The organism is Streptomyces sp. NBC_01476, from assembly GCF_036227265.1.
GTDB lineage: Bacteria > Actinomycetota > Actinomycetes > Streptomycetales > Streptomycetaceae > Actinacidiphila.
Genome location: NZ_CP109446.1, coordinates 348697 through 362409 on the forward strand (window position 1 = coordinate 348697; position 13713 = coordinate 362409).

Annotated in this window: 12 protein-coding genes; 10 read left to right on the forward strand and 2 right to left on the reverse strand. The window is 72.8% G+C overall.

The annotated features are described in order from the left end of the window. The first annotated feature begins 74 nt into the window (after window positions 1-74). The 7 genes from OG552_RS01485 (at window position 75) to OG552_RS01515 (ending at window position 7220) form a co-directional block, all read left to right on the forward strand. On the forward strand, window positions 75-503 hold the full coding sequence (locus OG552_RS01485) for a GNAT family N-acetyltransferase (protein WP_329128868.1): 429 nt from the start codon (window positions 75-77) through the stop codon (window positions 501-503). A 168-nt stretch (window positions 504-671) separates the two neighbouring features. Beyond that, entirely contained in the window at window positions 672-2009 is a 1338-nt protein-coding gene (locus OG552_RS01490; protein ID WP_329128869.1) for a hemolysin family protein, read from the forward strand. Beyond that, window positions 2006-3022 carry a hemolysin family protein gene (locus tag OG552_RS01495; RefSeq protein WP_329128870.1) on the forward strand — a complete coding sequence of 339 codons (1017 nt, stop codon included), beginning with the start codon at window positions 2006-2008 and terminating at the stop codon, window positions 3020-3022. The genes OG552_RS01490 and OG552_RS01495 overlap by 4 nt, the downstream gene beginning before the upstream one ends. Before the next feature lie 123 nt (window positions 3023-3145). Further along, a complete protein-coding gene (locus OG552_RS01500; protein WP_329128872.1) occupies window positions 3146-3919 on the forward strand; it encodes an SGNH/GDSL hydrolase family protein in 774 nt (257 codons plus the stop codon). An 11-nt stretch (window positions 3920-3930) separates the two neighbouring features. Further along, entirely contained in the window at window positions 3931-5364 is a 1434-nt protein-coding gene (gene purB / locus OG552_RS01505; RefSeq protein ID WP_329128873.1) for an adenylosuccinate lyase, read from the forward strand. Beyond that, on the forward strand, window positions 5361-5903 hold the full coding sequence (gene mug, locus OG552_RS01510) for a G/U mismatch-specific DNA glycosylase (RefSeq protein WP_329140491.1): 543 nt from the start codon (window positions 5361-5363) through the stop codon (window positions 5901-5903). The genes purB and mug overlap by 4 nt, the downstream gene beginning before the upstream one ends. Before the next feature lie 159 nt (window positions 5904-6062). Then, window positions 6063-7220, forward strand: a complete 1158-nt coding sequence (locus tag OG552_RS01515; protein WP_329128875.1) for an ROK family protein — start codon at window positions 6063-6065, stop codon at window positions 7218-7220. Window positions 7221-7305: 85 nt separating this feature from the next. Here OG552_RS01515 and OG552_RS01520 read toward each other — a convergent pair whose 3' ends face one another. Further along, entirely contained in the window at window positions 7306-8070 is a 765-nt protein-coding gene (locus tag OG552_RS01520) for a GntR family transcriptional regulator (protein ID WP_329128877.1), read from the reverse strand. 277 nt (window positions 8071-8347) lie between these two features. Here OG552_RS01520 and OG552_RS01525 point away from each other — a divergent pair, with 277 nt between their 5' ends. From OG552_RS01525 to OG552_RS01535, 3 genes are all read left to right on the forward strand, one after another. Beyond that, complete coding sequence (locus tag OG552_RS01525) at window positions 8348-9094, forward strand: SDR family oxidoreductase (RefSeq protein ID WP_329128879.1); 747 nt, start codon at window positions 8348-8350, stop codon at window positions 9092-9094. Between the two features lie 231 nt (window positions 9095-9325). After that, complete coding sequence (locus tag OG552_RS01530; RefSeq protein ID WP_329128880.1) at window positions 9326-10789, forward strand: NCS2 family permease; 1464 nt, start codon at window positions 9326-9328, stop codon at window positions 10787-10789. Between the two features lie 365 nt (window positions 10790-11154). Then, the gene (locus OG552_RS01535; RefSeq protein WP_329128882.1) at window positions 11155-12498 is read left to right on the forward strand and encodes a GNAT family N-acetyltransferase; all 1344 of its coding nucleotides are present in this window, start codon (window positions 11155-11157) and stop codon (window positions 12496-12498) included. On the opposite strand, the gene OG552_RS01540 is transcribed toward OG552_RS01535, so the two are convergent. After that, window positions 12479-13708, reverse strand: a complete 1230-nt coding sequence (locus tag OG552_RS01540) for a trans-sulfuration enzyme family protein (protein WP_329128883.1) — start codon at window positions 13706-13708, stop codon at window positions 12479-12481. The genes OG552_RS01535 and OG552_RS01540 overlap by 20 nt on opposite strands. Window positions 13709-13713 lie beyond the last annotated feature (5 nt).

The window sequence follows — 13713 nt, forward strand, 5'->3', positions numbered from 1 at the left end:
TAGTAGCGGCAAGGGCGTCGTCCCGGATCCCGGAATTACCGGCTCCGCGGGGCCCGGGGTGATTGGCTTCCGGTATGAGTGATCTTCGGATACGGCCGGCCGGCCCCGGTGACGCGGCGGTGGTGCTCGCCTTCTGGCAGCTCGCGGCGGAGGGCACCAGCATCAGCGACGACACGGCGGGTGTCGCCCGGCTGATCGAACGGGACCCCGAGGCGCTGCTGCTCGCCGACCGGGACGGGACGCTGGTCGGCACGGTGATCGCGGGCTTCGACGGCTGGCGCTGTCACCTGTACCGGCTCGCCGTCCACCCGGCGGCCCGCCGCCAGGGCGTCGCGCGGACCCTGCTGGAGGCCGCCGAACAGCGCTTTCTCGCGCTGGGCGGCCGGCGCGGCGACGCGATGGTGCTGGAGCGGAACGAACCGGCCCACGCCGCCTGGCAGGCGGCCGGCTACGGCCGGGAGCAGCAGTGGCGCCGCTGGACCAAGCCGCTCACCGGGGAGTAAGACGCCGGGCGGTGGCCGGCCGTCCGCCGCGGCCGGGCGCGAGGGCGGCCGATCCGCGCTGCTGAACCGCGCGGCCGATCCGCGGCCGGCGGTGGTCGCCGGGAGCTTTCGGTCCGGCGCCGTGCGTTACCCCCGTACCTGGCCGATCATGGAACCCGAGGTGTCCGGATGACCGAAGTGCTGCTCCTGGTGGTGGCCCTGCTGCTCACCTTCGCCTGTGGCGTGTTCGTCGCCGCGGAGTTCTCGCTGACCACGGTCGAGCGCGGAGAGCTGGAGCGGGCGGCGGAGGAGGGCCGGCGGGGGGCGGCCCCGGCGCTGGCCGGTGTGCGGACGCTGACCGTGCAGCTGTCCGGTGCCCAGCTCGGCATCACCGCGACCGGCCTGATCATCGGCATGCTGGCCGAATCCTCCATCGGCAAGCTGCTGCGCGGCCCGCTGCGGGCCGCGGGGCTGCCGCAGTCGGGAGCGTCCTCGCTCGGCCTGGTGCTGGGCACCGCGATCTCCACGGTGGTGCTGATGGTGATCGGGGAGCTGATCCCGAAGAACTGGGCGATCTCCCAGCCGCTGCGGGTGGTGCGGGCGGTGGCGGGACCGCAGGGGATGTTCACGGCGGCCTTCGGTCCGCTGATCCGGCATCTGAACAACACCGCCAACCGGGTGCTGCGCCGCTTCGGGCTGCAGCCGACGGAGGAACTGGCGTCGGCCCGCGGCCCGCAGGAGCTGGTGGCGCTCGCCCGGCACTCGGCGAAGGAGGGCGCTCTGGAGGCGGACACCGCCGAACTGTTCGTCCGTACCCTCAGCCTCGCCGACCTCACCGCGCAGAACGTGATGACGCCCAGGGTGCAGGTCACCGCCCTGGAGGCGCAGGCCACCGCGGAGGACGTGGCCAACGCGACCCGCGCCACCGGTCTGTCCCGGTTCCCGGTCTACCGCGGCAGCCTCGACACGGTGATCGGCACCGTGCACATCAAGGACGTCCTGGCGGTGCGGGCCGACCACCGGCCGCGGCGGCCGGTCACCGAACTGCTCCGCGAGCCGCTGCTGGTGCCGGAGTCACTGACCGTGGACCGCCTGCTCGACCGGCTCTCCGGACGGCAGACGATGGCGGTGGTGATCGACGAGTACGGCGGTACGGCCGGGGTGGTGACGCTGGAGGACATCGTCGAGGAGGTGGTCGGCGAGGTCCGCGACGAGCACGATCCCCAGGAGGTGCCGGTACTGCTCTTCCTGCGCGAGGACCCCGAAGGGCGCCGGATCTACGACGCGGACGGCGCCACCAGGACCGAGGACCAGCTGGAGCGGATCGGACTGCACGTGCCGGAGGGCCCGTACGAGACGCTGGCCGGGCTGGTGGCGCAGCGGCTCGGCCGGATTCCGCAGGAGGGTGACGTGGTGGAGCTGGAGGGCTGGCGGATCGAGGTCACCGAGGCGTCCGGGCGCCGGGCGGCCCGGGCCCGGCTCACCTCACCGGCGCCGGCCGCGGACGACCGGGAGCCGGGGCGATGACCGTTGTCCAGCTGGTCGTCGGGCTGCTCACCATCGTGGTGAACGCCTTCTTCGTCGGCGCCGAGTTCGCGATGATCTCGGTACGCCGCAGCCAGGTCGAGCCGCTCGCCGAGGCCGGTGACCGGCGGGCGCACCGGGTGCTGTGGGGTCTTGGGCACCTCTCGCCGCTGCTGGCCGCCGCCCAGCTCGGCATCACCGCGTGCACCCTGGTGCTCGGCATCGTGGCGGAGCCCGCCATCGCGCATCTGCTGGAGCCGCTCTTCCACGCGGCGCACCTGCCGCAGGGCTCGGTGCATCCGGTGTCCTTCGTGCTGTCGCTGGCGCTGGCGACGTATCTGCACATGCTCTTCGGGGAGATGGTGCCGAAGAACATCGCGCTCGCCGAGCCGGTACGGGCCGCGCTGCTGCTCGGGCCGCCGCTGGTGGGGCTGACCCGGGCGCTGAAGCCGGTGATCTTCGGCGTGAACGCGCTCGCCAACGGCGGCCTGAAGCTGCTGCGGGTCGAGCCGAAATCCGAGGTGGAGGCGGTCTTCTCGGACGACGAGCTGTCCCGGATGGTGGTGGACGCGGGCGCCGCCGGGCTGCTGGACGAGCGGGCCACCGAACGTCTGCGGGACGCCCTGGAGCTGGGCCGGCGGCCGGTCGGCGCGATCGTGCTGCCGGCCGAGCGGGTGGTGCGGGCGCAGCTCGGCATCACCCCGGAGGGTCTGGAGGCACTGGCGGCCAGGTCCGGCTTCTCCCGCTTCCCGGTGGCGGACGCGGACGGGCGGGTGCTGGGCTATCTGCATGTGAAGGACGCGCTGGACGCGTTCCCGCGTGATGCCCCCTTCCCGCGCTCGGCGCTGCGGCACATCACCCGGGTCGGCGCGGCGACCCCGCTCGACGACGTGCTCACCGCGATGCGGGCCGGCCGGGCCCATCTGGCGGCGGTGGTGGACGACGAGGGGCGCGGGGTCGGCCTGGTGACGATGGAGGACGTGCTCAAGGAGCTGGTCGGGCGGGGGCGCCCGTAACGCACCTGCGGGCAGGGTGGGTACCGCCCGCGCCGGTGGCTCCGCCGAGGCGGGTCGCCGGAATGGGGTCCTCCGCACCCCGTTTTCCGCACCAGCTAAGCGGTCGCATAGGATCGCCGCGCCATGCAGACGCCTCTCACGTACTCCAGCTTCGTCGCGGTCGGCGACTCCTTCACCGAGGGGATGTCCGACCTGCTGCCCGACGGCACCTACCGGGGGTGGGCCGATCTGCTCGCCGGCCGGCTCGCCGCCCGCTCGCCGGGCTTCCGGTACGCGAATCTCGCGGTGCGCGGCAAGCTGATCCGGCAGATCGCCGAGGACCAGGTGGACACCGCGGCCGACATGGGCGCCGACCTGATCACCCTGGTCGGCGGCCTCAACGACGTGCTGCGGCCCACGTGCGACGTGGACGAGGTGTGCGCGCTGCTGGAGAGCTCGGCGGCGCGTCTGGCGCCGGCCTGCAAGCAGCTGGTGCTCATGCGCAGCCCGGTACGCAGCGGCCCGGTCGCCACCCGGATGCTGCCGCGGATGGTGCGGCTGTTCGACTTCGTCGGTGAGCTGGCCGAGCGGCACGGCGCGCTGGTGGTGGACCTGTACGGCGCAGGGGTGCTGAGCGACGCCCGGATGTGGGCGGACGACCGGCTCCATCTGACCGCCGAAGGGCACGAGCGGGTCGCCGAGGCGGTGTGGCAGACGCTGGGCCTTCCCCCCGAAGCGCGGTGGACCCAGGAGCTCCCGCCGCCCGTACCCGTCCGCTGGACCGCCCGGCGCGGCGCCGACCTGCGCTTCACCCGGGACCACCTCCTGCCCTGGATCGGCCGCCGCCTCACCGGCCGCTCCTCCGGCGACGGCCGCCCGCCCAAACGCCCGGACCTGCTGCCCTTCCTCGACCAGTAGAATCTGCCTACGTGACTGCCAAGCCGCGTATCCCGAATGTTCTCGCCGGCCGCTACGCCTCCGCGGAGCTCGCCACCCTGTGGTCCCCCGAGCAGAAGGTGGTGCTGGAGCGGCGGCTGTGGCTCGCGGTGCTGCGGGCCCAGAAGGACCTCGGAATCGAGGTCCCCGGCGGTGCGATCGAGGACTACGAGCGGGTGCTGGAGCAGGTCGACCTGGTGTCGATCGCCGAGCGCGAGAAGGTCACCCGGCACGACGTGAAGGCCCGCATCGAGGAGTTCAACGCGCTGGCCGGGCACGAGCAGGTGCACAAGGGCATGACCTCGCGGGACCTCACCGAGAACGTGGAGCAGCTGCAGATCCGGCTGTCCCTGGAGCACGTCAGGGACCGTACGGTCGCGGTGCTCGCCCGGCTGGGCCAGTTGTCCGGGCAGTACGCGGAGCTGGTGATGGCCGGCCGCTCGCACAACGTGGCCGCGCAGGCGACGACGCTGGGCAAGCGGTTCGCCACCACCGCCGACGAACTGCTGGTGGCCTTCGAGCGGGTCGAGGACCTGATCGGGCGCTATCCGCTGCGCGGTATCAAGGGCCCGGTCGGCACCGCCCAGGACATGCTGGACCTGCTCGGCGGTGACAGCGGCCGGCTCGCCGAGCTGGAGCACCGGATCGCCGACCACCTCGGTTTCTCCCGGGCCTTCACCTCGGTCGGCCAGGTCTACCCGCGCTCGCTGGACTACGACGCGGTGACCGCGCTGGTCCAGCTCGCCGCGGCGCCCTCCTCGCTGGCCAGGACGATCCGGCTGATGGCCGGGCACGAGCTGGTCACCGAGGGCTTCAAGCCCGGCCAGGTCGGCTCCTCCGCGATGCCGCACAAGATGAACACCCGGTCCTGCGAGCGGGTCAACGGGCTGATGGTGATCCTGCGCGGCTACGCGTCGATGACCGGCGAGCTGGCCGGCGACCAGTGGAACGAGGGCGACGTGTCGTGCTCGGTGGTCCGCCGGGTGGCGCTGCCGGACGCGTTCTTCGCCTTCGACGGACTGCTGGAGACCTTCCTGACGGTGCTCGACGAGTTCGGTGCCTTCCCCGCGGTGGTCGCCCGCGAGCTGGACCGCTACCTGCCGTTCCTGGCCACCACCAAGGTGCTCATGGGCGCGGTCCGGGCGGGGGTCGGCCGGGAGGTGGCGCACGAGGCGATCAAGGAGAACGCGGTGGCGTCCGCGCTGGCCATGCGCGAGCAGGGCACCGAGCGGAACGAGCTGCTCGACCGGCTGGCCGCCGACGACCGGATCCCGCTGGACCGGGCGCAGCTGGACGCGCTGATGGCCGACCGGCTCTCCTTCACCGGCGCCGCGGCCGGCCAGGTCGCCGAGGTGATCCGGCGGATCGAGGAGGTCACCAAGGCGCACCCCCAGGCTGCCGGTTACCGCCCGGGGGCGATCCTCTGACCCCCGAGCAGCTGGCCGCGGCACGCGACCGCACCCTGACCGACATCGTCGGCCCGCAGCTGCGGGTGCTCTTCTGCGGCATCAACCCGGGTCTGATGTCGGCCTGGACCGGGCACCACTTCGCCCGGCCGGGCAACCGGTTCTGGCCCGCGCTGCACGCCTCGGGTTTCACCCCGCGCCGGTTCGCGCCCGCCGAGCAACAGGAGGTGCCGGCCCTCGGCTTCGGCATCACGAACGTGGCGGGGCGGGCCACCGCCCGCGCCGACGAGCTGACCCGGGACGAGCTGATCGCCGGCGGCAAGCGGCTCACCGTGACCGTGGAGACCTCCAAGCCGCGGTGGCTCGCGGTGCTGGGTGTGGGCGCCTACCGGGTCGCCTTCGACCACCGGCTGGCGCGGATCGGGCCGCAGCAGCGCACCATCGGCGACACCCGGATCTGGGTGCTGCCCAGCCCGAGCGGGCTCAACGCGCACTGGTCACCGGCCACCTTGGCGGAGGAGTTCGGGCGGCTGCGGGCTGCGGCGTACGGGCCGGCGTAACCGGTCGGCGCCCAGCACAGGGCTGGTGCGCGGCACTTGGCGGCCCGTCGGAAACCCACCGGCCGGTATGTCACGCAACCGGAACCCGGCGGCACTCGCCGCGCGGCCTTCCGCCGGGTACGATCCGCCACACACAGGTACAGGCTGGGAGGACATACCTTGGGGCGACTCACCGGCGGGGACCCCTCCCTGCTCCGGCGGATCAATTCCGCGGTCGTCCTCCATGCGCTCCGCGGGGCACAGACCCCGACCCTGACCGAACTGGTGCACAGCACCGGTCTCTCACGGCCGACGGTCGAGGGCGTCATCGAGGGACTGACGGAGTCCGATCTGGTGGTCGAGGTCGCCCCGGAGCCGGGCGACACCCGCAAGCAGGGCCGGCCGGCCCGCCGGTTCCGCTTCCACGCCGAGGCCGGGCATCTGCTCGGCATCGAGATCGGGGCGCACCAGGTACGGGTGGTGCTGGCGGATCTCAGCGGCCAGGTGCTGGGCTCGCACGGCCGGGAGGTGGACGAGTCCGCCTCGGCCGACGACCGTCTGGAACGGGTCCGGGTCACCGTCGCCGAACTGCTCCGCAAGGCCGGAGTGGCCCGCAGCACCCTGTGGGCGGTCGGTGTGGGCAGCCCCGGCATCGTCGAGGCGCACGGTGAGGTGACGCTCGGTACGGCGCTGCCCGGCTGGACCGGGCTGGCGCTGGGCGAGCGGTTGCAGCGCTCCTTCCGATGTCCGGTCCTGGTGGAGAACGACGCGAATGTGGCCGCTGTCGCCGAGCACTGGAAGGGTGCGGCGGTCGGTACCGACGACGTGGTGTTCGTCCTGGTCGGGCTGAGCCCGGGCGCCGGTTCGCTGATCGGCGGGCGTCTCCACCGTGGTTTCGGCGGCGCCGCGGGCGAGATCGGGGCGCTGCATCTGCTGGGACGCGAGGTCACCCCCGAGCATCTGCTGTCCACCACCGGCACGCCGCTGCACCCGCTGGACGAACCGGCCGTGGCGCGGGTCTTCGCGCTCGCCAAGCAGGGCGATGTGCAGGCGAAGGACGCGGTGGAGCGGTTCTTGCGGCGGCTGGTGCACGACGTGGCCGCGCTGGTGCTGGCGATCGACCCGGAACTGGTGGTGATCGGCGGCTGGGCGGCCGGCCTGGACGGCGTTCTGGAGCCGCTGCGCTCCGAACTCGCCCGCTACTGCCTGCGCCCGCCGAGTGTGGTGCTCTCCGCGCTGGGCCAGGAGGCGATCGCCACCGGGGCGCTGCGGCTGGCGCTGGACACCGTGGAGGAGCAGCTCTTCGCGGTGGAGCAGACGACGCTGGCGCGGCACTGACGCCGGGCCGGAGTCCGGCCGGAAACGTCCGTCGGCCCGCCATCCCGGTGACCGGGGTGGCGGGCCGACTGGTGGCGCGAACGAGTCAGGACGCCTGGCGGTGGGGCTCCGGCTCGTGGTGGGTGACCTCGATCGCGCCCGAGTCACCGAAGGTGAGCCGGCAGGTGTCGGCGCGGTAGGTGGCCACCGACGCGGCGGCGACCCGGCCGCCGGCGTAGTACCGGGTGGTGACGACGAGCACCGGCGCGCCGGGCAGCCGGTCGAGCTGCTTGGCGTCCTCCGCACGGGCGGAGCCGAGTTCGACCGCGCGGTCCTCGCCCTCCAGTTCCAGGGAGTGCAGCTCGCGCAGCACCGCCGGGGCGTGGGTGGCGGGGGTGAGCAGCGTGGAGAGCCCCGGCACCGAGGCCGGCGGGACGTAGAGGAGTTCGGTGGCGACCGACTGACCCTGCATCACCCGCTCGCGGCGGATGGTGTGCACGGCCTCGTCCGAACCGGTGCCGAGCAGCGCGGCGACCGAGGCGGGGGCGACCGCTTCCACGCACCCGATGGTGTTCCAGGTGTCACGGCCGGCGCCCGGCCAGGCGTTGGCCGAAGGGCCGACCGCGACGCCCATACGGGGCGGGGCGACCGTGGTGCCGACGCCGCGCCGCCGCTGGAGGCGGCCTTCGAGTTCCAGTTGTTCGAGCGCCTGGCGCAAGGTGGCCCGGGCCACGCCGAAGCGGGCCGCCAGGTCACGTTCGTTCGGCAGGATCTCGCCGACCTCGAACTCGGAGTCGAGGGCGTCGTTCAGCACCGTCTTGAGGTGCCAGTACTTCGGCTCCTGCACCGCTTCGAGCTGCGTGGTCCCCACCCTGTCCTCGCATTCACCATGGCCGTGGCCGGCCGGTCGGGCCGGATCCGACGGCTTGTTAAGCCTTGTTTCGGAACCTGTGTTTATTAAAGGTCCTTGCACTACTAGGACGATACGGCCGGTTCGCAAACTTGGTCAAGACCAATCCTCGAACCGGCTCATGCCCACCGGAACCGGATACATGAGACGTTCATGATCTGTTGATGATGTGCTGCGATAACGTTCGTGATCTCCGTGGGGACAGGGCACGGAGACCAGGAGCGGGAGGGGAACGGGGATGGCCCAGGTCACGGTGGTCACCGGGGGCGGACGCGGGATCGGGGCCGCGGTGGCGCTGCGGCTCGCGGCGGACGGGCACCGGATCGGTATCGGCTATGAGCGGGACCGGGCCGCGGCGGACGAGGTGGCCGCCGAGGTGCGCGCGGCCGGCGCCGCGTGCCTGGTGCACCAGGTCGACACCAGCGACGAGGCACAGGTGGACGCCTTCTTCGACGCGGTCGTGTCGGGCCTTGGCCCGGTCACCGGGCTGGTCGGCAACGCGGGCATCACCGGGCCGCTGGGCCGCTTCACCGAGACGCCGGTGGAGGTGATGCGCCGGGTGGTGGAGGTCAACGTGATGGGGTCGCTCATCTGCGCCCGCCGGGCGGCGCTGGAGATGTCCACCCGGTACGGGGGCCAGGGCGGCGCGATCGTGAACATCTCGTCGGGCGGCGCCACTCTCGGCAGTCCCGGCGAGTACGTGCACTACGCGGCGAGCAAGGCCGCGGTCGACACCCTGACGGTGGGCTTGTCCAAGGAGTTGGCGCCCGACGGGGTGCGGGTGAACTCGGTGCAGCCCGGGATGATCGTCACCGGTATCCACGCGGCGATGGGCGACGCGGAGCGGCCGTGGCGGAACCCGGACCGGATTCCGATGCGGCGGCCGGGGCAGCCGCAGGAGGTCGCGGGGGCGGTGGCGTGGCTGCTGTCGCCGGAGGCGTCGTACACCACGGGCGCGGTGCTGCGGGTGGCCGGCGGGCTGTGAGCCGTACGCGCTGAAGGGATACGGCCGGTCAGCGGACACCGGCCGAACGGCGGGCGGCGCCAGGAGTGTTGACCGGGGCATGACTGAAACCTGACGGTGATACCGGGTAACCCGCCGGAAACCCGCGATCGTCCCGGCAGGAGCACAATCCGTGTGCCCCACGCTTACACCGTTTGTTGAAGTGCCGTTCACGTACGACCGGTCAGCCCGGTTCGACCTCAGAGGAGCGCCATGTCAGGACCCGCCGTGGAAGCCGAGACGCCCACCGAAGTACCACCGCCTCCGGCCGGCAACCTGCTGGACCGCTATTTCCGTATCAGCGAACGCGGTTCGACCCCGTTGCGGGAGGTCAGGGGCGGTCTCGCCACCTTCTTCACGATGGCGTACATCCTCGTTCTCAACCCGATCATCCTCGGCAGCGCGACGGACAAGTTCGGGCACCACCTCTCGACCGGTCAACTGCTCACCGCCACCGCACTGGTGGCCGCGGTGATGAGCGCGATCATGGGCGTCGGCGGCAATCTGCCGCTGGCCATCGCGACCGGTCTCGGTCTGAACGCGGTGGTCGCCTTCCAGCTCGCGCCGAAGATGAGCTGGCCGGACGCGATGGGTCTGGTGGTCCTGGAGGGCCTGCTGATCTGTGTGCTGGTGGCCACCGGGCTGCGTGAAGCGATCATGAACGCGATACCGCAGGCCATCAAGCAGGCGATCGGCGTGGGCATCGGCATGTTCATCGCGTTCATCGGCCTGGTCGACGCGGGTTTCGCCAGCCGGATCCCGGACGCGGCCAAGACCACCACCCCGGTCCAGCTCGGCGCGACCGGCGCGCTCACCGGCTGGCCGGTGCTGGTGTTCTGCCTCGGCGTGCTGCTCACGGTGGCGCTCGTGGCGCGCCGGGTGAAGGGCGCGATCCTGATCAGCATCGTGGTGATGACGATCGTGGCGATCATCGTCAACTCGATCGCCGACATCCCGGACGCCGCGTGGGGCCTGACCGTGCCCAAGCTGCCCGACGACGTGGTGGCCAGCCCGGACTTCGGGCTGCTCGGGCACTTCAGCCTCTTCGGCGGCTTCCAGGAGGCGGGCGTGGTCACCGCGCTGCTGTTCGTCTTCACCCTGGTCCTGTCGGACTTCTTCGACGCGATGGGCACCATCGTCGGTATCTCCAGCGAGGCGGGGCTGCTCGACAAGGAGGGCCGGGTGCCGAACATCGGCCGGGTGCTGTTCATCGACGGCGCGGCCGCGGTGGCCGGCGGTCTGGCGTCCAGCTCCTCCAACACCGCCTATGTGGAGTCGGCGGCGGGTGTCGGCGAAGGCGCGCGTACGGGTCTGGCGAGCGTGGTGACGGGCGCGCTCTTCGCGGTGGCGCTCTTCTTGGCACCGCTGGCCGGGGTGGTGCCCTCGCAGGCCGCGGCGCCGGCGCTGGTCGCGGTGGGCTTCCTGCTGATGGCGCAGGTCCGGAACATCGACTGGACGCAGTACGACATCGCGATCCCGGCCTTCCTGACCATCGCCGTGATGCCCTTCACCTACAGCATCACCAACGGCATCGGCGCGGGCTTCCTGTCCTACATCGTCATCAAGACCGCGCTGGGCAAGGCGCGCGAGGTGCACCTGCTGGTGTGGATCGTGTCGGTCTTCTTCCTCGCCTACTTCGCGATCGACCCGCTGCAGCAGGCGTTCGGCGTGAAGTAGCCGAGGCGGGTGCCGCCCACCGTCCGCGGGAGGAGGGGACCCGCGGACGGGCGGGCGGCCGGGGCGCCTCGACCGGGACGGGGGCGCCCGGTCGAGGCTGCTGGCCGGACCGGTGCTCGCACCGGCCCGTACTGAGACAACTCCCCCCATCCCGGCGGAGTTCCCGGCGTCCCGCGGATATTCACCGCGCCCCGTCCGGGCCGCGCCGCGACCGGGGCCCGCCCGCCGATCCGGCGCAACGGCGGATTTCAGCCATGGATGGCGAGAAACAGGGGGAAAGGTCAATCAACCGGGACGATCGGTCCTTTACCGTCTGGTCATGGAACGTTCGTGATCACGCAACACGCCTTCGGCACTGTGGTCGCATGCCTCATTCGACCCCTGCCCAGAGCAGAGCACGGCACCGGTACTGGGGCCGCGACCTCGCAGAAGTGGCCGCGCTCTTCACGGCGATGGCCGCCGCTGACTTCGTCGCCGACCTGGTGAACCACGGCCCGGACGGGAGGGTCCTGCTGGTCACGTCGTCGCTGGGACTGCTCGCCGCGGCGGCCTTCCACACCTGGTGGACACGGCGGCACAGCCACGCCCCGCCGGCCCCGGCCGCGCCCGAGGACACCACGCTGTGGCGGATGCGCACCACCGTCCGGGACACCCCGGGCAGCCTCGGGGCCGTCTGCACCGCGCTGGCCGCCGGCCGGGTCGACATCGTGACGCTGCAGACCCATCCGCTGGCCGAGGGAACCGTGGACGAATTCCTGCTGCGGGCGCCCCGTTCGCTGCCGGCCGCCGCCCTCCTGCTGACCGTGGCGGACGCGGGCGGCACCGACAACTGGCTGGAGCGGGCCGACGCGCACGACCTGGTGGACGCGCCGACCCGGATGCTCGCGCTGGCCACCCGCACCGCCCTGGACGCCGCTGAACTGCCGCTCGCCCTGCGCCAGTTGTTCGGCCGCTGCACCATCACCTCGACGCCGCAGAGCGGTCCGGCGGCCGCTGAGGAACCCCCGGAGCCGGAGAGCGGGAAACCCACCGTGATGCGGCTGCGCGACCCGTCCGGCGGCATCATCACCGTCCGGCGCGACCATCTCCCCTTCACCCCGACGGAGTTCGCCCGCGCCCGCGCACTGGTGGAACTGGACGCGCGGCTCGGCGTGCGGATGCCGGCCCGCAAGGACACCCTGATCCTCCCCGAAGGCAACGAGATCACCGTCCGCCGGGCCGGCCCCGACGACCACGAGGCGGCCCTGGCGATGCACCACCGCTGCTCCTCCGCCACCCTCACCTCCCGCTACCACGGCCCGGTCGAGGACGCCGACCGCTATCTCACCCACCTGCTGAGCCCGCGCTTCGGCCGTTCCCTCGCGGTGGAGACCGCCTCCGGGCGGCTGGTGGCACTCGGGCACCTGCTGTGGGACGGCGACGAGAACGAGGTGGCGCTGCTCGTCGAGGACGAGTGGCAGCGCCGCGGCATCGGCGCCGCGCTGCTGCGCCGGCTGATCGAACTGGCCGCCGAGGCGGGCCGGGATAGCGTCTACGCGGTCACCCGGTCCACCAACACCGCGATGGTGGCGGTCATGCGCGAACTGGACCTGCCGCTGGACTACCAGGTCGAGGAGAGCACCCTGGTGATCACCGCCTCCCTGCCGCCGGCGACGGACGCCGACCCGTCGCCGGCTCCGCTGCCCTGGGTCACGAGCCGCCGGCCCTGACCCGGGCCGCCGCGTCGGTGCCGCCGTGCCCGGCCGGGCCGGCCACCGACGCGGCGAGCGCGCCGTCGAGGTCGCGCCACAGGTCCTCGGCGTCCTCCAGTCCCACCGACAGCCGGAGCAGCCGGTCACCGACACCGCCGCTGCGCCGGTCGTCGGCGGCGACGATGCGGTGGCTGATCGACGCGGGGTGCTGGATGAGGGTGTCCACGCTGCCCAGGCTCACCGCCGGCGTGATCAGCCGGACCGCGCCGATGACCGCGTGCGGGTCGCCGGCCGTCTCGAAGGCGACCATGGCGCCGCCGAGCCGCGGATAGTGCACGGCGGTCACCCGCGGGTCGTCCGCGAGCCGGGCGGCCAGCAGCGCGGCCGTCGCCGAGGCGGCCGAGACCCGTACCGGCAGCGTGGCAAGCCCGCGCAGCAGCAGATAGCCGGCCAGCGGATGCAGCACCCCGCCGGTGGCGAAGCGCACCTGCCGCAGCCGCCGGGCGAACTCCTCGTCGCAGGCGACCACGCCCCCGAGCACATCACCGTGCCCGCCCAGGTACTTGGTGGCACTGTGCAGCACGATGCGGGCACCGGACTCCGCCGGCCGCTGGAGCACGGGGGTGGCGAAGGTGTTGTCGGCGAGCAGCGGCACCGACCCGCAGGCGTACGCCACCGCCCGCAGGTCGACCTCGGCAAGCGTCGGGTTCGCCGGCGTCTCCACGATCACCAGGCCGGTGTCGGGGCGGAGCGCGGCCGCGATGCCGGCCGGGTCGGTCCAGGTGACCTCGGTGCCGAGCAGCCCGCCGCTGAGCAGGTGGTCGCTGCTTCCGTACAGCGGCCGGACCGCGACCATGTGCCGCAGCCCCTCGGCGGCGCGGGCCAGCAGGCAGGCGGTCAGCGCGGCCATTCCGCTGGCGAAGGCGACCGCCGTCCCGGTGCCCTCCAGCCGCGCCAGGGCGGTCTCGAAGCGAGCGGTGGTCGGGTTGTCGAGCCGTCCGTAGACCGGCGGCCCCTGGAGGCGGGCGCCGGTCGCGGCGAAGGCGTCCAGCCGCTCGGCCTCGGCGCGGCTGTCGTACGAGGGATAGGTGGTGGACAGGTCCAGCGGCACGGCGTGGACACCCAGAGCGGCGAGGTCCTCGCGGCCGGCGTGCACGGCCTCGGTGGCGGGTGCCCAGCCGGGGTGTCCCGCGGCGGCGGGAGCGGACGGGGATGCGGTCGGCTTCATGCCAT

Coding starts and splice junctions, on each gene's coding strand:
- OG552_RS01525 (WP_329128879.1), top strand. CDS start 8,348: ATGGCCCAGGTCACGGTGGTCACCGGGGGCGGACGCGGGATCGGGGCC.
- OG552_RS01500 (WP_329128872.1), top strand. CDS start 3,146: ATGCAGACGCCTCTCACGTACTCCAGCTTCGTCGCGGTCGGCGACTCC.
- OG552_RS01535 (WP_329128882.1), top strand. CDS start 11,155: ATGCCTCATTCGACCCCTGCCCAGAGCAGAGCACGGCACCGGTACTGG.
- OG552_RS01540 (WP_329128883.1), bottom strand. CDS start 13,708: ATGAAGCCGACCGCATCCCCGTCCGCTCCCGCCGCCGCGGGACACCCC.
- OG552_RS01530 (WP_329128880.1), top strand. CDS start 9,326: ATGTCAGGACCCGCCGTGGAAGCCGAGACGCCCACCGAAGTACCACCG.
- OG552_RS01495 (WP_329128870.1), top strand. CDS start 2,006: ATGACCGTTGTCCAGCTGGTCGTCGGGCTGCTCACCATCGTGGTGAAC.
- OG552_RS01485 (WP_329128868.1), top strand. CDS start 75: ATGAGTGATCTTCGGATACGGCCGGCCGGCCCCGGTGACGCGGCGGTG.
- OG552_RS01490 (WP_329128869.1), top strand. CDS start 672: ATGACCGAAGTGCTGCTCCTGGTGGTGGCCCTGCTGCTCACCTTCGCC.